We start from the raw sequence: 20046 nt of genomic DNA, 5'->3' as shown, positions 1-20046 counted from the left end.
GCGCGAGCCCGGAATCCATACTCCCGATCGTGGTTATGGATTCCGGGCTCGACGCTTGCGCGTCGCCCCGGAATGACGGGAGCAGCTATGACGCGCGTCAATTCTCGCTCGTCGCTTCCTTCAGCACCTTCTGCAAGGTATCGCCCTGCATGCGGGTGATGTCGTCCTGGTACTTGAGCAGCGCGCCCAGCGTGTCACCGACCACTTGCGGGGTCAGCGAGCGGGCATCGAGCTCCGACAACGCGGTGGCCCAGTCGATGGTCTCGGCGACACCGGGCGACTTGTAGAAGTCCTGGTTGCGCAGCGCCTGGACGAAGCGCACGACCTGCTGCGACAGCTTCGCGGAGATACCGGGCACGCGCGTCTTGACGATCGCGAGCTCACGCTCGGCGGCGGGATAATCAACCCAGTGATAGAGGCAGCGCCGCTTCAGGGCGTCGTGGATCTCGCGGGTGCGGTTCGACGTGATGATGACGATCGGCGGGTGCGGCGCTTTCACGGTGCCGAATTCGGGGATGGTCACCTGGAAGTCACTGAGGATTTCGAGCAGGTAAGCCTCGAACGCCTCGTCGGCGCGGTCGAGCTCGTCGATCAGCAGCACCGGCGGGCCGGCGACATCGGGCTCCAGGGCCTGCAGCAGCGGACGCTTGATCATGTAGCGGTCGGCGAAGATGTCGCTCGAGAGCTGGTCGCGGTCGGTGTCGCCGGCCGCTTCCGCCATCCGGATGGCGATCATCTGTGCCGCGCTATTCCACTCGTAGACTGCCGAGGAGACGTCGAGGCCCTCATAGCACTGAAGGCGGATCAGCTTTCGCCCCAGCGCCGCCGAGAGCACCTTGGCGATCTCGGTCTTGCCGACGCCGGCCTCGCCTTCCAGAAACAGCGGCCGGCCCATGCGCAGCGACAGATAGGTCACAGTCGCCAGCGACCGTTCGGCGAGATAGCCGCGCGATGTCAGGAGTTCGAGCATCGCATCGACCGATGCCGGCAAAGCACCGGAAGAACTGGTCGCTGAAGTCATAAGGAAGCCAGTCTCGCTACGCCCTCGCCAGGGACAGGTTTGGATCGAGGAATGAGCTCAGCTCATTCCTTGGCATTGGCGGCGTCGACGGCGCGCCGCGTCAGCACACCGATGAGGTGTGCGCGGTATTCGGCGCTGCCATGGATATCGCTATTGAGGCCTTCTGCCGGCACGGTGATGCCCTCCAGCGCCTTCGAGGCGAAGCGCTTCTTGAGGGCCTCCTCGAATGCAGTGACGCGAAACACGCCTTCGGAGCCGGCACCGGTAACGGCAACGCGCACGTCCGACGGACGCCGCGCCACGAACACGCCGACCAGCGCGTAGCGCGAAGCCTGGTTACGGAACTTGATGTAGGCGGCTTTCTTCGGCAGCGGGAACATCACCTTGGTGATGATCTCGTCGGCTTCGAGCGCGGTCGTGAATAGCCCCTGGAAGAACTCTTCCGCCTTGAGACGGCGCTTGTTGGTGACGATGGTGGCGCCAAGCGCCAGCACCGCGGCCGGATAGTCCGCGGTCGGATCGTTGTTGGCGAGCGAGCCGCCGATCGTGCCCTTGTGACGCACGGCGGGATCGCCGATCAGGCTCGCGAGATTCGCCAGCGCCGGGATCGCCTCGCCGACGATTGCCGAGTTCGCGACCTCGGCGTGCTTCGCGGTGGCGCCGATCACCAGCGAGCGCCCCTTCATCTCGATCGCGTTGAGCCCCTCGATATGGGAGAGGTCGACCAGATGCGGGGGGCTGGCGAGGCGCTGCTTCATGACGGGGATCAGCGTGTGGCCGCCGGCGACCAGCTTGGCGTCCTCGTTCTTCACCAGGAGGTTGGCCGCCTGGCGAACCGTCCCAGGGCGATGATATTTGAATTCGTACATCTGAATGTCCTGATCGCGGGATGCGCGTTACGCGAGGTCGGATTTCGCCATCGCCTTGGCGCCGGCGGAGATCGAGGCGACGATGTTCTGATAGCCGGTGCAGCGGCAGAGATTGCCTTCCAGCTCCTCGCGAATCGTGTGGTCGTCGAGCTCGTGGCCCTTGCGATGCACGATGTCGATCGCTGTCATGATCATGCCGGGCGTGCAGAAGCCGCACTGCAGGCCATGGTGCTCACGGAAGGCTTCCTGCATCGGATGCAGCGGCGCGCCATCGGCGGCCAGCCCCTCGATCGTCTTGACCTCGTGGCCGTCGGCCATCACGGCAAGCGTGGTGCAGGACTTCACGGCCTTGCCGTCGAGATGCACGACGCAGGCGCCGCACTGCGAGGTGTCGCAGCCGACATGGGTGCCGGTCAGCCGCAGATTCTCGCGCAAGAACTGCACCAGGAGCGTGCGGGGATCGACATTGGCCGTCACAGGATTGCCGTTCACGATGAGGGAGATTTTTGCCATAAGCACTCTCTATCAGCGCCCCGACGGGTCCCGTCGAAGCGGTTCTTATAATTATTCCAGCCCATCATATGGGCCATTGTCCCCTGGGGCAACATCACCCCGGACGCAACCCGCCATGCCGAAAGGCGATAGGTTTCAGCCTTGTACCGCCTTGGCAAAGTTCGCGAAAAATTCGTCGGCCAGCTTCTTGGCGGCGCCATTGATGAGGCGCTGGCCGAGCTGCGCCAACTTGCCGCCGATCTGCGCCTCGACATCGTAGGACAGCAGCGTGCCGCCGTCCTTCTCCGCGAGCTTGACGACCGCTCCGCCCTTGGCGAATCCGGCCACCCCGCCCTCGCCCTCACCGGAGATCTTGTAGCCGTTCGGCGGGTCGAGATCGGACAGCGTGACCTTGCCTTTGAACCGCGCGGAGACCGGGCCGACCTTCATCTTCGCCGTCGCGCGAAAGCCGCCGTCGTCCGTCTTCTCCAGCTCCTCGCAGCCGGGGATGCAGGCCTTCAGCACCTCGGGGTCGTTGAGCTTGTCCCACACGGCCTCGCGCGGCGCCGCAAGCTGGACTTCGCCGTTCATCGTCATGGCCATGAGGTCTCTCCCGGATTCCGCAACTATAGTGCTGATCAAGTAACGCAGGGACGCGACAAAGGAAAGGGCGGGCCAGGACGTGCCATGCATATTCGCAACTGCAAAAAGACATGTGTCGGCGGTTGGGGATTGGCACAGCCGGGCCGTGGTGATTAGGTCGCGTGCAACATGAGCACATCCCTCTCCCCCCTGCTCGCGCCGATGCTGTCGAGCCCAGCCATGCGCGCGGTCTGCGACGACCGGTCTACCCTGCAGAACATGCTCGATTTCGAGGCAGCCCTGGCGCGCGCCGAGGCCGCCACGGCTGTGATTCCGGCATCCGCCGTCGGCCCGATCCAAGCCGCGTGCAAGGCCGACTCCTTCGACATGGCCGCACTGGCCGAGGCCGCGACGCGATCGGGCAATCTCGCGATTCCCCTGGTCAAGATGCTGACCGCCAATGTCGGCAAGGCCGACGCGGAGGCTGCGCGCTACGTGCATTGGGGCGCGACCAGCCAGGACGTCATCGACAGCGCGACCATGCTGACGCTTCGCGCCGGCATTGATGCATTGGATGTCGACCTCAGCCGCGCCATCAAGGGCTTCGCCGCACTGGCGCGCAGCCATCGCAACACCGCGATGGTGGCGCGGACCTGGCTCCAGCACGCGCTGCCGATGCCGTTCGGGCTGAAGGCGGCGGAATATGCCGCGAGCCTCGCCCGCGCCCGCTGCCGCCTGCGGCGGCTCGCGCGCGAGGGTCTCGCGCTGCAATTCGGCGGTGCCGCCGGCACACTCGCCGCGCTCGGCGACAAGGGGCTCGCGGTGGCCGAACGGCTGGCGCAGGAGCTCGATCTGCCGCTGCCCGAGGCGCCCTGGCACACCCATCGCGACCGCATCGCCGAGGCTGCATCCTGCTTCGCCATTCTTGCCGGCAGCTGCGGCAAGATCGCACGCGACGTCTCGCTGCTGATGCAGACCGACGTCGCCGAGGCGTTCGAGCCCGCGGGCGAAGGCCGCGGCGGCTCATCGACCATGCCGCACAAGCGCAACCCGGTCGCGGCCGCGAGCGCGCTCGGCGCCGCCACCATGGCGCCGCAGCTCGCCGCCACGATCTTCGCCGCCCAGGTGCAGGACCATGAGCGCAGCGCCGGACCCTGGCACGCCGAATGGCCGACGCTACCGCAACTGATGCTGGTCACCTCCGGGGCACTTGCCGCCATCGTCGACATTGCCGAGGGCCTCGAGGTCGATGCAGCGCGCATGCTCCGCAACCTCGATGCGACGCAAGGGCTGATCATGGCCGAAGCGGTCACCTTCGCGCTGGCTGACAGGATCGGCAAGAGCGACGCGCATCACCTGGTCGAGGCCGCCAGCAAGCGCGCGGTCGCCGAGAGGAAACATCTGCGCGAGGTGCTGTCGTCCGATCCGCAGGTCAATGCGCACCTCTCCCCGGAAAAAATTGCGGCATTGTTCGAGCCGATGGCCTATCAAGGGGCTTCCCAAGCCCTCATCGACCGGCTGCTGGATTCACTGGATCTCTCCTGATGTCATTGCCGGGCTTGACCCGGCAATCCATCATCCTGGATAGATTCACTTTTTAAGATGGATGCGCGGGTCAAGCCCGCGCATGACGAGGAGCATGCCATGCCCATGATCGATGCCGACGGTTGCCTGCTCAACGTCTCCGTCGAGGGCCGCGACGGCGGCCCGACCTTGATGCTCTCCAACTCGCTCGGCTGCACGCTGCAGATGTGGGAGCCGCAGATGAAGGCGCTGACGCAGCTGTTCCGCGTCATCCGCTACGATCGCCGCGGCCACGGCAAGTCCAACGTTCCGCCGGGTCCTTACTCGATGGAACGCTTCGGCCGCGACGTGCTGGCGATCCTCGACGACCTCAACATCGAGAAGGTGCATTGGTGCGGCCTGTCGATGGGCGGCATGGTCGGGCAATGGCTTGGCGCCAATGCGCCCGAGCGCATGGGCAAGCTCATCCTCGCCAACACGTCCTGCTACTACCCTGATCCGACAAACTGGCACAATCGCATCAAGGCAGTGAAGGAGGGCGGCATCGCCGCCGTCGCCGATGCCGTGATCGCGGGCTGGCTGACACAGGACTTCCGCGAGCGCGAGCCTGCGATCGCCGCGAAGATGAAGTCGATGCTGCTTGCTTCCCCTGTCGAGGGTTATCTTGCCTGCTGCGAGGCGCTGTCGACGCTCGACCAGCGCGCGCTGCTGCCCAAGATCAAGAGCCCGACGCTGGTGATCGCCGGCCGCCACGACGTGGCGACGCCGATCTCGGCCGCCGAGCTAATCCGCTCCAACATTCCCGGCGCGAGCATGACCATCATCGACGCCGCACACATTTCCAATGTCGAGCAGCCGCACGCGTTCACCGATGCGGTGGTGGGATTTCTGACGCAGCGCTAACTGTTAATCACCGTCATTCCGGGGCGGCTCGGAGAGGCGAGCCCGGAATCTCGAGATTCCTGGTTCGATGCTTCGCATCGCCCCGGAATGACTGATCCGGAGAAAAACATGGACGACCAGAAGCGCCGCGATGCCGGCATGAACGTGCGCCGCAAGGTGCTGGGCAATGCGTGGGTCGACAAGTCGATCGCGAACCGCAATGCCTTCAACACCGACTTCCAGGATCTGATCACACGCTATGCCTGGGGCGAGATCTGGACGCGGCCGCATTTCGACGAGCGCACGCGCCGGGTGCTGGTGATCGGCACAATGGTCGCGCTCGGGCAATGGGACGAATTCCGCCTGCATGTGCGCGCGGCGCTCGCCGAGGGGGGCTTCACACCCGAGGACATCAAGGAGATCCTGCTGCAGCAGGCGATCTATTGCGGCGTGCCGGCCGCCAACCACGCCGTCAAGGAAGCCTCAGCGATTGTGCAGGAGCTCGGCCTGCTCAAGAGCTAGCGGCGCGGCGCTCTCGGCCGGCTTCGGCGCCGCCGCCGGCTTCTCGATCACGACCACGACGGCGGCACCGAGCAGCATGAGCAGCTCGGTGGCATGCAGCCGCAGCGCGGCCATCTCGCCGACCTTCGAGGCCATAACCATGCTGGCAAACGAGATCAGGCTGCCGATTGCCAGTGCAATGCCGAGTGCCTCGTCGCTGCCGCCGCTTCTGCGGGTCCGCGGAATGCAGAGCAGCACGAGATAGATCGCAAAGAACGCCACGACCGTCAGGCGTCCCAGCGCGAGCAGCCAGGCCGCGCGCACCGTGTCCATGCCTGCCATTTGCAGGTGGTCGCTCAGGTACAGCGCCACCGCGACGCTCGGCCGCTCATAGAGGCCGTGCACAGGGGCGACGATGATGTTGAAAGCGACGAGGATCCATACCGGAATGAAGTAGGCCGCCAGCAGCGCGCCGTTGACCGAACCGATCCGCCAATTCCTGAACATGCCGCTTCCCGCCTGGTTCGCCGAGCCCCTCCTCGAAGGGCGGCGGCTTCGCCGGAGCTAACTCGCACCAGACTGTGGCGGCAATTTAAACCGTTTGTTTACCTTAACTGGGCCGGATTTCGCTCTGTGGTTCCGGGGCGGCTTAGAGAGCCGAACCCGCAATCTCGAGATACCGGGTTCGATGCTTCGCATCGCCCCGGAATGACGCCAAGCAGAGAAAAGGCCCCGCCTTGCGGCGGGGCCTCCTCGATCCTCGACTCCCAAACTTACTATTCCTGGCCGCGCTGGCCGCCCTGCTGCTGGCCAGGCCGATCGCCCTGACGCGGATCCTGGTTCTGCTGTCCGGGTTTCTGACCACCGCCCTGCTGCTGCCCGGGTTGCTGACCTGGGCGCTGCTGGCCCGGGTTCTGACTCTGCTGATCCGGGTTCTGGTTCTGCTGCTTCGTCATTCGGGGAACTCCCTTGTTGGACGTCAGAGACGAGACAACGGGCGGCATCCATTTTGGTTGCCGGGAACCAGGTTCCTCGGCACGCGGGAACCGAAGCGCGAAATGATCTCTGTACAAGCCGGATTGCCGAGGTCAGGCCGGTTGCAGCGGCCAGTTCCGTCCTGTTACAAAACCAGATGACGCTCAAGGGCTGCCGGGGCCCAAGAACTCTCTGCAAGAGCTCCCTTTGAGCCGCGACAAGTTTGGGTAACGGCAGCTTATGGATTATTTCGCCCAGCAGCTCATCAACGGCCTCGTGCTCGGCTCCATCTACGGCCTGATCGCGATCGGCTACACGATGGTCTACGGCATCGTCGGCATGATCAACTTCGCTCACGGCGACGTCTTCATGATCGGCGGCTTCATCGCCCTGATCACCTTCCTGATCCTGATCTCTTTCGGCCTCACCGCAATCCCGCTGATCCTGCTCGTGGTGCTGCTGGTCTCGATGGCGATCACCGCGCTCTATGGCTGGACCATCGAGCGCATCGCGTACCGGCCGCTACGCCATTCCTTCCGCCTCGCCCCGATGCTATCGGCGATCGGCATGTCCTTCGTGCTCACCAACTATTCGCAAGTCGCGCAGGGCGCGCGCGTCAAGCCGATCCCGCCTTTCATCACCGGCGGCTACACGCTGCACGAGAGCCCGGACGGCTTCGTGATCCAGCTCTCCAACATCCAGATCATGGTGGTCGTCACCACCATCGTGCTGCTGGCGATCTTCACCTGGCTGGTGTCGAGCACCCGCCTCGGCCGCGACATGCGCGCCTGCGAGCAGGACCAGACCATGGCGGCGCTGCTCGGCGTCAATGTCGACCGCACCATCTCCATGACCTTCGTGATCGGGGCCGCGCTGGCCGCAGTCGCGGGCCTGATGTACCTGCTCTATTACGGCCTGGTCGATTTCTTCATGGGCTTCGTCGCCGGCATCAAGGCCTTCACCGCCGCCGTGCTCGGCGGCATCGGCTCGCTGCCCGGCGCCATGCTCGGGGGCCTCGCGATCGGCCTGATCGAGACGTTCTGGTCGGCCTATTTCTCGGTCGAGTACAAGGACGTCGCGGCGTTCTCGATCCTGATCGTCGTGCTGATCTTCATGCCGACCGGCCTGCTCGGCCGTCCCGAAGTCGAAAAAGTCTGACGGACCGCCGCGTGACAGCTCCCTCGACCCATACGGCCAAACCTGCAACGGGCATCTCCGCCCTCCTCAAGACCGCCTTCGTCAACGCGCTCATCGCGCTGGTGCTGTTCTCGCTGATGGTCGGCATCCGCACCGAGGCGGGCTCGGACGGTCAGCTCACCTACTGGACGCGATTCGGCGAGCTGGCCTCGCTCGTCGCCGCGGTGTTCGGCGGCTCGATCGTGATCGAACTGCTGCGGCAATGGATCGGGACGACCGGCGCCGAGAAGCTGGTGCCGCCGGCCGTGCAAAGCGGCGTGTCCCTGCTCGGCCGCTACGTCGCGCCGGCGCTGCTGATCTTCACGGTGCTGGTGCCCGTCATCTTCTATAATCAGCGCTACATCCTCGACCTCGCGATCCTCGTGCTCACTTACGTGATGCTGGGTTGGGGGTTGAACGTCGTGGTCGGGCTCGCCGGCCTGCTCGACCTCGGCTACGTCGCCTTCTATGCGGTCGGCGCCTATTCCTACGGACTGCTCGCCACCAATTTCGGCTGGTCGTTCTGGATCTGCCTGCCGCTCGCCGGCATTCTCGCCGCGTTCTGGGGGGTGCTGCTCGGCTTCCCCGTGCTCCGCCTGCGCGGCGACTATCTCGCCATCGTGACGCTCGCATTCGGCGAGATTATCCGGCTCGTCATCATCAACTGGCAGGATCTGACGGGCGGCCCGAACGGCGTCTCCGGCATTCCGCGTCCTTCCTTCTTCGGCATCCCGCTCGACAACAGCGATGACGGGCTGGCCGCCAGGCTCGGCATCGAATATTCGGCGACCCACCGCATCGTCTTCCTGTTCTACCTGATCCTGGCGCTTGCACTGCTCACCAATTGGGTGACGATCCGCTTGCGCCGTCTGCCGATCGGCCGGGCCTGGGAAGCCCTGCGCGAGGACGAGGTCGCCTGCCGCGCGCTCGGAATCAACACCACGACCACCAAGCTCACGGCGTTTGCGACCGGCGCCATGTTCGGCGGTTTCGCCGGTGCCTTCTTCGCCACCCGCCAGGGCTTCATCAGCCCGGAATCCTTCACCTTCCAGGAATCGGCGCTGGTGCTCGCCATCGTCGTGCTCGGCGGCATGGGCTCGCAGCTCGGCGTCGCGCTTGCCGCGCTCGCCATGATCGGCGGCTTCGAGCTGTTCCGCGGCCTCGAGAACTACCGCATGCTGGTGTTCGGCATGTCGATGGTGCTGATCATGATCTGGCGGCCGCGCGGCCTGGTCGGCCACCGCGCGCCCACCGTGTATCTGACCAAGGCGAAAGCGATCTCCTCCGACCTCGTCAAGGAGGGGCACGGATGAGCGGCGACACCATTCTCAGCGTCGAGCGGCTCACCATGCGCTTCGGCGGCATCGTCGCCGTGCAGGACCTGTCGTTCACCGCCGAGCGAAAGAAGATCACCGCGCTGATCGGGCCGAACGGCGCCGGCAAGACCACGGTCTTCAACTGCATTACCGGGTTCTACAAGCCGACCGGCGGCACCATTCGCCTGAGCCATGACGACGGCAAAGTTGTCGCGCTGGAGCGGCTCAACGATTTTCGCATCGCCAAGCAGGCCAGGGTGGCGCGCACGTTCCAGAACATCCGCCTGTTTCCCGGCATGACCGCGCTGGAAAACCTGATGGTGGCGCAGCACAACGCGCTGTTGCGCGCCTCCGGCTTCACCTTCCTCGGCCTCGTCGGGGCCCCCTCCTACCGCGAAGCTGAGAAACGCGCGATCGATCTTGCCACCGACTGGCTGAAGCGCGTCAATCTGCTCGACCGCGCCGACGATGCCGCGGGCAATTTCGCCTATGGCGACCAGCGCCGGCTCGAGATCGCCCGGGCCATGTGCACCGAGCCTGCGCTGTTGTGCCTTGACGAGCCGGCGGCCGGCCTCAATGCACGCGAGAGCGCGGCCCTGAGCGAGCTGTTGCTCTCGATCCGGGACGAGCTCGGCACCTCGATCCTCTTGATCGAGCATGACATGTCGGTGGTGATGGAGATCTCCGACCACATCGTGGTGATGGATCATGGCGTGAAGATCGCCGAAGGCACGCCACGGGAGGTTCGCGACGATCCCAAGGTGATCGCCGCCTATCTCGGCGCGGACGAGGACGAGGCCGTGGCCGTGATGGAGAGCGGGACGTGACGTCGCCCCTGCTCGCGATCCGCGGTCTTCGCGCCGCCTACGGCAAGATCGAGGCGCTGAAGGGCGTCGACGTCGAGATCAATGCCGGCGAGATCGTGGCGCTGATCGGCGCCAACGGCGCCGGCAAGTCGACGTTGATGATGACGATCTTCGGCAAGCCGCGGGCCCGCGCCGGACAGATCCTGTACGAAGGCCGCGACATCACCACCGTGCCCACCCACGAGATCGCACATCTGCGCATCGCACAGTCGCCGGAAGGCCGCCGCATCTTCCCGCGCATGAGCGTGGCGGAAAACCTCCAGATGGGGGCGGATGCCACCGACTGCACGGAGGCTGAGCGCGAGGCGACACTGCAGCGCGTCTTCGCGCTGTTTCCGCGGCTGAAGGAACGCTACGGCCAGCGCGGCGGAACTCTCTCCGGCGGCGAGCAGCAGATGCTGGCCATCGGCCGCGCGCTGATGAGCCGCCCCCGTCTGCTCCTGCTCGACGAGCCCTCGCTTGGACTGGCACCGCTGATCGCCCGGCAGATCTTCGACGCCATCAGGACCCTCAACCGGCAGGACGGCCTGACCGTCCTGATCGTCGAGCAGAACGCCAACCATGCGCTCAAGCTCGCCCATCGCGGCTATGTCATGGTCAATGGCCTGATCACGCTGGCAGGGACCGGCACCGAATTGTTGCAGCGCCCCGAGATTCGCGCCGCCTATCTGGAAGGTGGCCGCCACGGCTGACGGCAGGCTCCGGGCCCGGCGCATGCGGCCGAATGTGGCGCCATATCTTCCGCAAATGCCCGTATTTTGCCGGTGACTTCTCCTCGAATTCATTCAAGAATGGCGCCGGTTTGAACCGGGCACGCCCCGGCAACTTCCACAGGCGACCACCCGCGAGGTATCTCATGAAATCACTGAAGCTCATCGGTCTGGCATTCGGCGCATCGCTCGCGCTGTCGAGCGCGGCATTCGCGCAGGATGTCACCGTCGCAGTCGCAGGCCCGATGACCGGCGGCGAGTCCGCCTTCGGCCGCCAGATGAAGAACGGCGCCGAGATGGCTGTGACCGACATCAATGCCGCCGGCGGCGTCAACGGCAAGAAGCTCGCGCTCTCCGTCGAGGACGACGCCTGCGACCCGAAGCAGGCGCGCTCGATCGCCGAGAAGATCGCCGGCGCGAAGATCCCGTTCGTGGCCGGGCATTATTGCTCGTCGTCGTCGATCCCGGCGTCCGAAGCCTATGCCGACGGCAACGTACTCCAGATCACGCCGGCCTCGACCAATCCGCTGTTCACCGAGCGCAAGCTCTGGAACGTGGCGCGCGTCTGCGGCCGTGACGATCAGCAGGGCCTGATCGCGGCGCAGTACATCGCCAAGAACTACAAGGGCAAGAACATCGCGATCCTCAACGACAAGACCACCTACGGCAAGGGTCTTGCCGACGAGACCAAGAAGGCGCTCAACAAGGCCGGCATCACCGAGAAGATGTACGAGTCCTACAACAAGGGCGACAAGGACTTCAACGCGATCGTTTCCCGCCTGAAGCGCGACAATATCGACCTCGTCTTTGTCGGCGGCTACCATCAGGAGAGCGGCCTGATCCTGCGTCAGATGCGCGACCAGGGCCTAAAGACCGTGCTGATGGCCGGCGACGCGCTCGCCGACAAGGAGTACGCCTCGATCACCGGTCCCGCCGGCGAGGGCACGCTGTTCACCTTCGGCCCCGACCCGCGCAAGAAGCCGACGGCGAAGAAGATCGTCGAGGCCTTCAAGGCCAAGAACATCGACCCCGAAGGCTACACCCTCTACACCTATGCGGCGATGCAGGTGTGGTCGCAGGCGGCCAAGAAGGCCGGCACCACCGACGCCAAGAAGGTGATGGAGACGATCAAGGCCGGCAAGTGGGACACCGTGATCGGCCCGATCGAGTATGACGCCAAGGGCGACATCAAGCAGATCGACTACGTCGTCTACAAGTGGGACGCCAAGGGCGGCTACGCCGAGATCACCGGCGGCGGCACCTGAGCGCGCTGCCCGCTTTGGACCGCCACTACACACCCCCGCGCCCCGGCTACCCCCGGGGCGCTTCTTCTTGCGGCGGGATCAGACGGCCTCGGGCAGGGCTCCGGCGACCGCTGCCTGGGCCTTGCGCAGAGCTTGCAGCAGATCGTTCGGCCGAAACGGCTTTTGCAGGCAGGCCACGTTGCCAAGGTGGGGTGATTGCTCCATGAAATCGAACGTCGTCATCCCGGACACCGCAATGACGGGGAGGGCCGGCACGCGCTCGCGCAGGCTGTTGATCACGTCGATGCCGCTGGTGTCCCCGAGGAAGATGTCCACGATCGCCGCGTCAAAGGAGCCTTCCGCGAACGCCTTCAGCCCGGCCGCACCGGTTTCTGCTTCCACCACCTCGAAATGATGAACCCGAAGCACGATCGCGACCATTGCACGGACGTCCTTCTGATCGTCGATGATGAGAACGCGGGGCATGGAACATCTCCCGATATCGGCAAAATCGTCTGATCCTACGTGGAACCCGCCGTAGCGGCCTGCATAATGGCACCGTCCAGTAAAGCGCACCTTACCCGATCTTTGTTCTGTGCTCCCCCCGGGATTAAGTAAACTGTAACTTTCGGTTGAGTCGCAGCCGTCCGTTCACGATGCGCGCCAAGAACCGGCTACCATGAGCGGAGTGCCGGTCGAATGAGACTTGCGGAAATGCTCAAAACCGATTTGCCCAAGACCGGCCTGCGCGAGGTGGACGTGTCTGCAATAATGGACCGAAGCACCTTTCTTTCGACCATGCCGGCCACTGCGACCGACCGCGCTGCAGCATTCACGATTGTCGGCGTGTCCTCTGTCTTGTTCGCGGCGGCCGTGCCCTTCGCGGGGACCCCGCTCCCGCATGTTCCGGCCTTCGTCGCCTCCTATCAATCCGCGCTCGCCGTGAGCGACATCGTCACGGCCGTGCTGCTGCTGTCGCAATTCGTGATCTTGCGCACCCGCGCGCTGCTGTGGCTCGCGGGCGGCTATCTCTTCACCGCGGCGGCGGCGCTGGTTCATGCCCTCACCTTTCCCGGACTGTTCGCACCGGCCGGGCTTTTTGGCGGGGGCCGCCAGACTACGGTCTGGCTCTACATGATCTGGCACGCCGGCTTTCCACTGTGCGTGATGGCTTACGCCTGGCTCAAGGATAAGGATGGTGGCCCCCAGATCAGCGGCACGGCCGGCCGCGCGATTTGTGCCAGCGTGCTCGGCGTCATCGCCGCGATCGTGGTTTTTGCATGGATCGTCACCGCGCAGCACGATCTGTTGCCGGTCCTGCTCAGCGAGGGCCGCTACACGACGACCATGATCGGAGTCGTGTCGTTCGTGTGGTCGCTGAGCTTTGCCGCCCTCGTCTCCCTCTGGTTCCGCAGGCCGCATACGGTGATCGACGTCTGGCTGATGGTCGTGATGTGCGCCTGGCTGTTCGACATCGCGCTGTCGGCGATCGTCAACGTCGCGCGCTTCGATCTTGGCTTCTATGCCGGCCGCCTCTATGGCCTTGCCGCGGCGGCCTTCGTGCTCGCGGTTCTGCTGATCGAGAATGTTCGCGTCCAGGCGCGTACGGTGGGCCTCGTCGGAAAGCTGCGGCAGCAATCGGCCTCGGAACGCGACTATTTCGGCAAGCGCCTCGCCCTGTACGGCGCCGTGGTCGAGTCATCCAATGACGCCATCATCACCAAGTCGCTCGATGGCATCATCACGGGCTGGAACAAGGCCGCCGAGCATCTGTTCGGCTACTCCGCCGCCGAAGCCGTCGGCAAGCCGATCGACATCATCGTGCCGCCGGATCGCAAGGGCGAGGTCAGGGGCATCCTCAACCGGATCGCCGCTAATGAGTCGATCGCTCAACACGAGACGGTGCGCATCCGGAAAGACGGCCGCCCCCTCGACGTCGTCCTGAACATCTCACCGCTGCGGACGGATGACGGCGAGGTCATCGGCGCCTCCAAAATTGCCCACGACATCACCGAAGAAAAGCAGGCCCGAGAGAAGCTGCGCCGGGAAACAGAGGAGCGCCAGCGCATCTTCGAGACGTCGCAGGACCTGATCCTGGTCACCGACGGCTACGGCAATTTCGTCCAGGTCAGCCCGAGCGTGAAGACCATTCTCGGCTACGGCCCCGAGGACATGGTCGGGCACAGCGCGACCGAGTTCATCCATCCCGACGATCTCGAAAAGACGCGGAGCGAGATGCGTGCAGCCCGTCGCGGGGCAGTCAAGCGCAGCTTCGAAGCGCGCTACTACCACTATGACGGCCACGAGGTCGCGCTGAACTGGATGGGCACCTGGTCGGAGCCGGTGAAGCGCCACTTCTTCATCGGCCGCGACCTCACCGACAAGCAGGCTGCCGAGGCCCAGCTCAGGCAGGTCCAGAAGATGGACTCGATCGGCCAACTGACCGGCGGCGTCGCCCACGATTTCAACAACGTGCTGACCGTCATCACGGGCACGATCGGCATTCTGAGCGACGCCGTCGCCGACCGGCCCGAGCTTGCCGCCATCACCAAGCTGATCGACGACGCCGCCGAGCGCGGCGCGCAGCTGACCAAGCATCTGCTCGCCTTCGCCCGCAAGCAGCCGCTCCAGCCGCGCGAAATCGACGTCAACGCACTGGTGCTCGAAGCCGCCAAGCTACTGCATCCGACGCTCGGCGAGCAGATCACCATCATGCCGCAGCTCACCGAGGATGCCTGGCCGACGCTGGTCGATCCGGGCCAGCTGTCCACCGCGATCCTCAATCTCGCATTGAACGCGCGCGACGCCATGCCGGAGGGCGGCACCCTCGTGCTGGAGACCCGCAACATCTTCCTCGACGACGGCTACGCCAGCATGAATCCCGACGTCGTCGCCGGCAATTACGTGATGATTGCGGTCAGCGACACCGGCAGCGGAATTCCCGCCGAGCTGATCGACCGGGTGTTCGATCCGTTCTTCACCACCAAGGAGGTCGGCAAGGGCACCGGCCTCGGCCTCAGCATGGTGTTCGGCTTCGTCAAGCAGTCGGGCGGCCATATCAAGATCTACAGCGAGGAAGACCACGGCACGAGCGTGAAGATCTACCTGCCGCGCTCAACCGGCGTGCAGGAGACCGAGTTCGAGGCGCTGCAGAACGCGCCGATCGCCGGCGGCAACGAGAAGATCCTGATCGTCGAGGACGATGCGCTGGTGCGGCAGTATGTCGTGACGCAGGTCAGGAGCCTCGGCTATACTGCGCTCGAGGCCGCCAACGCCGCCGAGGCCCTCACCATCATCGACAGCGACGCGACCATCGAGCTGCTCTTCACCGACATCATCATGCCCGGCAACATGAACGGCCGCCAGTTGGCGGACGAAGCGTACAAGCGCCGCCCCGGCCTGAAGACGCTGTTTACCTCGGGCTACACCGAAAATGCCATCGTCCATCACGGCCGGCTCGATTCCGGCGTGCTGCTGCTGGCCAAGCCCTACCGCAAGTCCGAGCTCGCCAAGATGCTGAGGGCCGCGCTCTCCAGTTGAGCCTGCGGCATCGCTGCGCTATCGCAGATCGCGAAATGCTCTCAGTGACGAGGTCGTCTTGAAGAATCTTCTCACCGATATCGCCGGCGTCCGGGTCGGCCATGCCGAAGATGCGAAAGTCGCTTCCGGCGTCACCGCAATCATCTTCGATTCTCCCGCGGTCGCCGCGATCGACGTTCGCGGCGGCGGCCCCGGCACACGCGAGGCCTCGACGCTCGACGTCGCCAATACCGTGGAGCGGGTCGACGCGATCGCGCTTTCAGGCGGCTCCGCCTTCGGCCTCGATGCAGGCGGGGGCGTGCAGGCCTGGCTCGCCGAACAGGGCCGCGGCTTCAGGGTCCGGGACGCCGTGGTGCCCCTCGTTCCGAGCGCAATCGTGTTCGACCTGCTCAACGGCGGCAACAAGGCCTGGGGCCGCTTCTCACCCTATCGCGATCTCGGCTATGCCGCAGCCGCCAACGCAGGCACCGACTTCGCGCTCGGCAGCGTCGGTGCCGGTCTGGGCGCGACCACCGCCACCTTCAAGGGCGGAATCGGCTCGGCGTCGGCCATCACGACGAACGGCGTCAAGGTCGCCGCGATCATGGTGGTGAACGCGGTCGGCAGCGTCACCGTCGGCAACGGTCCCTGGTTCTGGGCCGCGCCGTTCGAGGAAAACGGCGAGTTCGGCGGCCGGGGCCTTCCGCCTGCGTTCACGCCCGACATGCTGGCGATGCGCATCAAGGGCGGGCCGGCCGCGAGCGAGCGCGAGAACACCACGATCGGCCTCGTCGTCACCGACGCGATCCTGAGCAAGGCGCAGGCCAAGCGGCTCGCCATGATCGCGCAGACCGGATTTGCCCGCGCGATCTATCCTGTGCACGCCCCGCTCGACGGCGACGTGCTGTTTGCCGCGGCCACCTGCGAGAAGCCGATCGAGCCGCTGGTGGGGCTCACCGAGCTCGGCATGGTCGCCGCCAACGTGGTCGCACGCGCGATCGCAAGCGGCGTGTACAGCGCGACCGCGCTGCCGTTCCCCGGTGCACTGCCGGCGTGGAAGGACAAGTTCGGCTAGGGAGAAACGAAACGGCTGATACGGCGTTGTCCCGGCGGGCCGAGATGTTCGTCATGCCGTCGTCCGTGATCCGCTTCTTTCGATATGCGCCGGATACGCGCGAGCTGAAGGTGACTTTCGTCAGCGGAAGGATCTACCTCTACGAGGACGTCCCGCCCGAGGCCGCCGCTGCATTCAGTCAAGCGCGCTCGAAAGGGATCTTCTTCAATCGCGAGATCCGCGACCGCTATGTCTATCGTGACATCACGCACGAATATGCGGGTTAGCCTCGGGGCGCGCTTACACGCTCATCGACATCGATGATGCCGACCCCGCCGAAGCCTGCGCCTGACGCTGCATCATTTGCCCGAACCAGTCATAAGGCGAATTGCCGCCGCCGTTGGCATTCGAAGTGCTGGAAGCGCCAGGCACGGTGGTCGACATCTTGAAGCCGTCGGCATAGGTGACGGTGGTGGTTGTCGAGCCATCGGCATTGGTCGTCGTGGTCGACGTCGAGCCGCCGCCGGATTGCGACGAGGAGTCCGAGCCATCGCCTGCGCCGCCGACACCCTGCGCGTGATGGCCCTGGCCGCCCCGGAGCGCCTTCGTCATCTCTCCGAGATCGATGTCGCCATCCGCATTCGCGTCCATCTTGGAGAACACCTCGCCGGCCTTCGCCAGATTGGTGCCTCCGGCGCCGAGGGCGTCCTCGAACTCGGACTTGGTGATCTTGCCGTTGCCGTCCGCGTCGATCTGTGAGAACAGGTCCTTCAGCGCAGCCTCGCGGCTCTTCGTCGTTGAGGATGTCGCGCCCGCGCCGTCGGCCGACTGGCCCTGCACCGCGAACAGCGCGTTCATCGTCTCGGGCGAGATCTGCGGATGCTTGCCTGGGTTGACCGAGGAGGTCGCGGCGGTCGCGCTGCTGCTGCCGCTGTCGATCGCGAACGGATTGGTCGCCGCGCTCTGCGAGGAGCCTGTCTTGTGCGCCGCCGACGACGATTTCGCATTCGCCAGCGACTGGATCGCGCCGAGCGCGCTCGATACCGCACCAAGGGCGAGCAACATTGCACAACTCCAATGGGGCGCGGCATGCCGCGACCAATATTTCTGCGGCTGAAGTCAGCAAGCGCCGTGCCATCGCGAAAAGCTCAACGAAATCCGCATCCGTCGGTTCGTGGAGACCGCGGGAACGTCGGCAATTCATGCCGGCCGCGGCAGAAATTTCCGCCCACAGGAAGCCCGCCCCTCCTGCATTGCCCGCCACGGAGGCCCATGTTAGGCGAGGCCCTTCGTCGTCCGTCGCCACGGGAAAATGCGCCATGACCCAAGCCTTCGTCCCCCGCCCTTTGGCCATCGCCCCCTCGATCCTGGCCTCGGACTTTTCCAAGCTCGGCGAGGAGGTGCGCAGCGTGGATGCCGCCGGCGCCGACTGGATCCATCTCGACGTGATGGACGGACATTTCGTTCCCAACATCTCCTACGGCCCTGACGTCATCAAGGCGATGCGCCCGCACACGAAGAAGATCTTCGACGCGCATCTGATGATCTCGCCCTGCGATCCCTATCTCGAGGCCTTCGCCAAAGCCGGCTGCGACCACATCACCGTGCATGCGGAGGCAGGTCCCCATCTGCACCGCTCGCTGCAGGCGATCCGCGCGCTCGGCAAGAAGGCCGGCGTCTCGCTCAATCCGGCGACGCCGATCAGCGCGCTCGAATACGTCCTCGACCTCGTAGACCTCGTTCTGGTGATGTCGGTCAATCCCGGCTTCGGCGGCCAGGCCTTCATCCCCTCCGCGATCGCCAAGATACGCGACATCCGCGCCATGACGGCGGGACGCCCGATCGACATCGAGGTCGACGGCGGCGTCGGTCCCGACGTCGCGGGCCCGCTCGCCGCGGCCGGCGCCAACGCCTTCGTCGCCGGCACCTCCGTGTTCAAGGGCGGCACGCAGGAAGCCTACAAGACCAACATCGCGGCGATCCGCAATGCGGCACTGGGGGCCCGCGGCGAAGCGATTTGAGGCCATCGCCGTCCGAACTCGTGCGGCGGCCGCTGCGACCAACGGCAATGGATGACTTGCGCGCAACTCCGTTTTCGGCGGGCCTGCTTCGCCTTCTCGCCGAGTCCTTGCGCGATGGAGAGCGGGTGGTCTGGCGGGGGCAGCCAGACGGCATCGCCCGCGCGGCCATGTGGCGATTTCTCTGGTGGATCGGATTTCCCTGGCTGTTGCTGACCGTCCTCGCATTCAGCGCCGGCTGGATCGACCAGGCGGTTCAACCGCTCGTCATGGTCGGGATTGCGATGGTTGCCGCCCCGCTGGTGATGCTGCTGCACGACCTGCAAACGCTTTACGTGATTACCGATCGCCGCGCGCTGATCCTGCGCACCGCCTGGGGCAGACGGACGGTGAGCCAGACCTCGTTCGAGGGCATGGATGCAGTCTTCGAAATCCTCGACATCGGCCGCGGTGCCGGCCACCTCAACTTCGCATCGGGGCGGTCGACGCGCTCGCCCGATACCGACTACACCGGGCGCTACGGCTTTCGCTGCGTTCGCAACCCCGCGCACGTCCGCGGCATCCTCGCCGACGCTCGCGCCGGCAAGATGCGTCGCTCACCCCCGGAAAAAACTGCGGCTTCTACGGATCGTGCGGCGCGCAATGCCTAAAATTGCAACTCAAATCCGTACTCATCCGGACTTCCCTGATTCGTGCAAATCACCGCAAGTGACTCCTGCCTGCTTTTGACGGGAGCACATCATGACGACGACCCTGATTTGGACTGGCGTAGCGTTGTGGTTGGGATTCAATGCGGCGATTGCAGCTCGCGGCCTCTACGTCGCACGGCCGGTGAAGGTCGCATCCTCCGGCCGCATCATCCATCTTCTTCCTCGCCGGCGCTGATGCCATGCAGCTCGCCCTCGTGAAACGTCAGCCGAAGCGCAGGTGCCGTATTCCGCGCCGCCCGCATCCGAACCTCGACGATTTCTTCGGCCGCCTCGAGCGAGCCGAGGGCACGCTGGCCGACGATGGCGGGCTCGACACGACGGACCTCGACCGTTCGTTTGGCTCGCCACGCCGACACTGAGACTTCCTTTTTCCGGACCGCCCCATGAAACCGCATTGCCCGAACTGCCTGAAGGAAATGACCAAGGCGTCCGCGTCGCGTAACCTCTTCAATTGCGAGCCCTGCCGCGAGATCATCCAGTATTTCGGCGGCAGCGCGGATCACGGCGAGCCGGGGCCGCAGTTCTGCTGGCCGATCCGCCGCAATCGCGTCGCCCACACCGTCCGCGCGGCCTGATCCAGCCGGACG

Annotated in this window: 24 protein-coding genes; 16 read left to right on the top strand and 8 right to left on the bottom strand. The window is 65.2% G+C overall.

Translation table 11 applies throughout. From position 1 onward, the window contains the following. Positions 1-97 precede the first annotated feature (97 nt). The 4 genes from AC3WLX_RS21010 to AC3WLX_RS20995 form a co-directional block, all read right to left on the bottom strand. Entirely contained in the window at positions 98-1021 is a 924-nt protein-coding gene (locus AC3WLX_RS21010) for an AAA family ATPase (protein ID WP_291622694.1), read from the bottom strand. A gap of 62 nt (positions 1022-1083) precedes the next feature. Then, positions 1084-1890 (bottom strand): FAD binding domain-containing protein, encoded by an 807-nt coding sequence (locus AC3WLX_RS21005; protein WP_492337425.1) that lies wholly within the window; start codon positions 1888-1890, stop codon positions 1084-1086. A 27-nt stretch (positions 1891-1917) separates the two neighbouring features. Next, entirely contained in the window at positions 1918-2403 is a 486-nt protein-coding gene (locus AC3WLX_RS21000) for a (2Fe-2S)-binding protein (RefSeq protein ID WP_014494194.1), read from the bottom strand. A gap of 135 nt (positions 2404-2538) precedes the next feature. Next, positions 2539-2985, bottom strand: coding sequence for an SRPBCC family protein (locus tag AC3WLX_RS20995; protein ID WP_291622668.1), 447 nt, complete (start codon positions 2983-2985; stop codon positions 2539-2541). Positions 2986-3153: 168 nt separating this feature from the next. On the opposite strand from AC3WLX_RS20995, the gene AC3WLX_RS20990 reads away from it, so the two are divergent. The 3 genes from AC3WLX_RS20990 to AC3WLX_RS20980 all read left to right on the top strand — a co-directional run bounded on the left by AC3WLX_RS20990 (position 3154) and on the right by AC3WLX_RS20980 (position 5892). Then, the gene (locus tag AC3WLX_RS20990) at positions 3154-4509 is read left to right on the top strand and encodes a 3-carboxy-cis,cis-muconate cycloisomerase (RefSeq protein WP_291622666.1); all 1356 of its coding nucleotides are present in this window, start codon (positions 3154-3156) and stop codon (positions 4507-4509) included. Between the two features lie 99 nt (positions 4510-4608). Next, complete coding sequence (pcaD, locus tag AC3WLX_RS20985) at positions 4609-5391, top strand: 3-oxoadipate enol-lactonase (protein WP_291622664.1); 783 nt, start codon at positions 4609-4611, stop codon at positions 5389-5391. Between the two features lie 108 nt (positions 5392-5499). Continuing rightward, positions 5500-5892 carry a carboxymuconolactone decarboxylase family protein gene (locus AC3WLX_RS20980; RefSeq protein WP_097658268.1) on the top strand — a complete coding sequence of 131 codons (393 nt, stop codon included), beginning with the start codon at positions 5500-5502 and terminating at the stop codon, positions 5890-5892. Here AC3WLX_RS20980 and AC3WLX_RS20975 read toward each other — a convergent pair. Beyond that, a complete protein-coding gene (locus tag AC3WLX_RS20975) occupies positions 5854-6378 on the bottom strand; it encodes a hypothetical protein (protein ID WP_492337424.1) in 525 nt (174 codons plus the stop codon). The two genes, AC3WLX_RS20980 and AC3WLX_RS20975, sit on opposite strands and share 39 nt — an antisense overlap. 269 nt (positions 6379-6647) lie before the next feature. Next, positions 6648-6827: a hypothetical protein gene (locus AC3WLX_RS20970; RefSeq protein ID WP_291622658.1), complete on the bottom strand. Its 180-nt coding sequence runs from the start codon at positions 6825-6827 to the stop codon at positions 6648-6650. A gap of 259 nt (positions 6828-7086) precedes the next feature. Here AC3WLX_RS20970 and AC3WLX_RS20965 point away from each other — a divergent pair, with 259 nt between their 5' ends. The 5 genes from AC3WLX_RS20965 to AC3WLX_RS20945 all read left to right on the top strand — a co-directional run bounded on the left by AC3WLX_RS20965 (position 7087) and on the right by AC3WLX_RS20945 (position 12179). Next, positions 7087-8004 (top strand): ABC transporter permease subunit, encoded by a 918-nt coding sequence (locus AC3WLX_RS20965; protein WP_291622656.1) that lies wholly within the window; start codon positions 7087-7089, stop codon positions 8002-8004. A gap of 11 nt (positions 8005-8015) precedes the next feature. Further along, positions 8016-9335 (top strand): high-affinity branched-chain amino acid ABC transporter permease LivM, encoded by a 1320-nt coding sequence (gene livM / locus AC3WLX_RS20960; protein WP_492337423.1) that lies wholly within the window; start codon positions 8016-8018, stop codon positions 9333-9335. After that, positions 9332-10165 carry an ABC transporter ATP-binding protein gene (locus tag AC3WLX_RS20955; RefSeq protein ID WP_492337422.1) on the top strand — a complete coding sequence of 278 codons (834 nt, stop codon included), beginning with the start codon at positions 9332-9334 and terminating at the stop codon, positions 10163-10165. The genes livM and AC3WLX_RS20955 overlap by 4 nt, the downstream gene beginning before the upstream one ends. After that, complete coding sequence (locus AC3WLX_RS20950) at positions 10162-10896, top strand: ABC transporter ATP-binding protein (protein WP_291622649.1); 735 nt, start codon at positions 10162-10164, stop codon at positions 10894-10896. Before AC3WLX_RS20955 ends, AC3WLX_RS20950 begins: the two co-directional genes overlap by 4 nt. Positions 10897-11060: 164 nt before the next feature. After that, a complete protein-coding gene (locus tag AC3WLX_RS20945) occupies positions 11061-12179 on the top strand; it encodes a branched-chain amino acid ABC transporter substrate-binding protein (RefSeq protein WP_291622647.1) in 1119 nt (372 codons plus the stop codon). A 78-nt stretch (positions 12180-12257) separates the two neighbouring features. Here AC3WLX_RS20945 and AC3WLX_RS20940 read toward each other — a convergent pair whose 3' ends face one another. Continuing rightward, complete coding sequence (locus AC3WLX_RS20940; RefSeq protein ID WP_291622645.1) at positions 12258-12644, bottom strand: response regulator; 387 nt, start codon at positions 12642-12644, stop codon at positions 12258-12260. 228 nt (positions 12645-12872) lie between these two features. On the opposite strand from AC3WLX_RS20940, the gene AC3WLX_RS20935 reads away from it, so the two are divergent. Genes AC3WLX_RS20935 through AC3WLX_RS20925 form a run of 3 tightly spaced genes read left to right on the top strand, consistent with a single transcriptional unit; the run spans position 12873 to position 17018 of the window. Next, positions 12873-15698, top strand: a complete 2826-nt coding sequence (locus tag AC3WLX_RS20935; RefSeq protein WP_492337421.1) for a PAS domain S-box protein — start codon at positions 12873-12875, stop codon at positions 15696-15698. 58 nt (positions 15699-15756) lie between these two features. Beyond that, on the top strand, positions 15757-16752 hold the full coding sequence (locus AC3WLX_RS20930; RefSeq protein WP_492337420.1) for a P1 family peptidase: 996 nt from the start codon (positions 15757-15759) through the stop codon (positions 16750-16752). Between the two features lie 53 nt (positions 16753-16805). Next, entirely contained in the window at positions 16806-17018 is a 213-nt protein-coding gene (locus AC3WLX_RS20925; protein WP_291630113.1) for a KTSC domain-containing protein, read from the top strand. A gap of 13 nt (positions 17019-17031) precedes the next feature. Here AC3WLX_RS20925 and AC3WLX_RS20920 read toward each other — a convergent pair whose 3' ends face one another. Next, complete coding sequence (locus tag AC3WLX_RS20920; RefSeq protein ID WP_291630115.1) at positions 17032-17796, bottom strand: EF-hand domain-containing protein; 765 nt, start codon at positions 17794-17796, stop codon at positions 17032-17034. Positions 17797-18050: 254 nt separating this feature from the next. On the opposite strand from AC3WLX_RS20920, the gene rpe reads away from it, so the two are divergent. The 5 genes from rpe to AC3WLX_RS20895 all read left to right on the top strand — a co-directional run bounded on the left by rpe (position 18051) and on the right by AC3WLX_RS20895 (position 20034). Beyond that, positions 18051-18752, top strand: a complete 702-nt coding sequence (gene rpe, locus AC3WLX_RS20915) for a ribulose-phosphate 3-epimerase (RefSeq protein WP_492337419.1) — start codon at positions 18051-18053, stop codon at positions 18750-18752. 47 nt (positions 18753-18799) lie between these two features. Further along, a complete protein-coding gene (locus AC3WLX_RS20910; RefSeq protein WP_492337418.1) occupies positions 18800-19399 on the top strand; it encodes a hypothetical protein in 600 nt (199 codons plus the stop codon). Between the two features lie 91 nt (positions 19400-19490). Next, positions 19491-19634 carry a hypothetical protein gene (locus AC3WLX_RS20905; protein WP_492337417.1) on the top strand — a complete coding sequence of 48 codons (144 nt, stop codon included), beginning with the start codon at positions 19491-19493 and terminating at the stop codon, positions 19632-19634. Positions 19635-19638: 4 nt separating this feature from the next. After that, positions 19639-19818 (top strand): hypothetical protein, encoded by a 180-nt coding sequence (locus AC3WLX_RS20900; protein ID WP_492337416.1) that lies wholly within the window; start codon positions 19639-19641, stop codon positions 19816-19818. Between the two features lie 24 nt (positions 19819-19842). Further along, on the top strand, positions 19843-20034 hold the full coding sequence (locus AC3WLX_RS20895) for a hypothetical protein (protein ID WP_492337415.1): 192 nt from the start codon (positions 19843-19845) through the stop codon (positions 20032-20034). The last annotated feature ends 12 nt before the right edge of the window (positions 20035-20046 follow it).

The organism is Bradyrhizobium sp. FW305-F6, assembly GCF_058782905.1.
This window is presented reverse-complemented; position numbering and strand designations above follow the sequence as displayed.

Excerpts from the sequence above, each read along its gene's own strand:
- AC3WLX_RS21010 (WP_291622694.1), bottom strand. The coding sequence starts at position 1,021 with ATGACTTCAGCGACCAGTTCTTCCGGTGCTTTGCCGGCATCGGTCGAT.
- AC3WLX_RS21005 (WP_492337425.1), bottom strand. The coding sequence starts at position 1,890 with ATGTACGAATTCAAATATCATCGCCCTGGGACGGTTCGCCAGGCGGCC.
- AC3WLX_RS21000 (WP_014494194.1), bottom strand. The coding sequence starts at position 2,403 with ATGGCAAAAATCTCCCTCATCGTGAACGGCAATCCTGTGACGGCCAAT.
- AC3WLX_RS20995 (WP_291622668.1), bottom strand. The coding sequence starts at position 2,985 with ATGGCCATGACGATGAACGGCGAAGTCCAGCTTGCGGCGCCGCGCGAG.
- AC3WLX_RS20990 (WP_291622666.1), top strand. The coding sequence starts at position 3,154 with ATGAGCACATCCCTCTCCCCCCTGCTCGCGCCGATGCTGTCGAGCCCA.
- pcaD (WP_291622664.1), top strand. The coding sequence starts at position 4,609 with ATGCCCATGATCGATGCCGACGGTTGCCTGCTCAACGTCTCCGTCGAG.
- AC3WLX_RS20980 (WP_097658268.1), top strand. The coding sequence starts at position 5,500 with ATGGACGACCAGAAGCGCCGCGATGCCGGCATGAACGTGCGCCGCAAG.
- AC3WLX_RS20975 (WP_492337424.1), bottom strand. The coding sequence starts at position 6,378 with ATGTTCAGGAATTGGCGGATCGGTTCGGTCAACGGCGCGCTGCTGGCG.
- AC3WLX_RS20970 (WP_291622658.1), bottom strand. The coding sequence starts at position 6,827 with ATGACGAAGCAGCAGAACCAGAACCCGGATCAGCAGAGTCAGAACCCG.
- AC3WLX_RS20965 (WP_291622656.1), top strand. The coding sequence starts at position 7,087 with ATGGATTATTTCGCCCAGCAGCTCATCAACGGCCTCGTGCTCGGCTCC.
- AC3WLX_RS20955 (WP_492337422.1), top strand. The coding sequence starts at position 9,332 with ATGAGCGGCGACACCATTCTCAGCGTCGAGCGGCTCACCATGCGCTTC.
- AC3WLX_RS20945 (WP_291622647.1), top strand. The coding sequence starts at position 11,061 with ATGAAATCACTGAAGCTCATCGGTCTGGCATTCGGCGCATCGCTCGCG.
- AC3WLX_RS20940 (WP_291622645.1), bottom strand. The coding sequence starts at position 12,644 with ATGCCCCGCGTTCTCATCATCGACGATCAGAAGGACGTCCGTGCAATG.
- AC3WLX_RS20935 (WP_492337421.1), top strand. The coding sequence starts at position 12,873 with ATGCTCAAAACCGATTTGCCCAAGACCGGCCTGCGCGAGGTGGACGTG.
- AC3WLX_RS20925 (WP_291630113.1), top strand. The coding sequence starts at position 16,806 with ATGCCGTCGTCCGTGATCCGCTTCTTTCGATATGCGCCGGATACGCGC.
- AC3WLX_RS20920 (WP_291630115.1), bottom strand. The coding sequence starts at position 17,796 with ATGTTGCTCGCCCTTGGTGCGGTATCGAGCGCGCTCGGCGCGATCCAG.
- rpe (WP_492337419.1), top strand. The coding sequence starts at position 18,051 with ATGACCCAAGCCTTCGTCCCCCGCCCTTTGGCCATCGCCCCCTCGATC.
- AC3WLX_RS20910 (WP_492337418.1), top strand. The coding sequence starts at position 18,800 with ATGGATGACTTGCGCGCAACTCCGTTTTCGGCGGGCCTGCTTCGCCTT.
- AC3WLX_RS20905 (WP_492337417.1), top strand. The coding sequence starts at position 19,491 with ATGACGACGACCCTGATTTGGACTGGCGTAGCGTTGTGGTTGGGATTC.
- AC3WLX_RS20900 (WP_492337416.1), top strand. The coding sequence starts at position 19,639 with ATGCAGCTCGCCCTCGTGAAACGTCAGCCGAAGCGCAGGTGCCGTATT.
- AC3WLX_RS20895 (WP_492337415.1), top strand. The coding sequence starts at position 19,843 with ATGAAACCGCATTGCCCGAACTGCCTGAAGGAAATGACCAAGGCGTCC.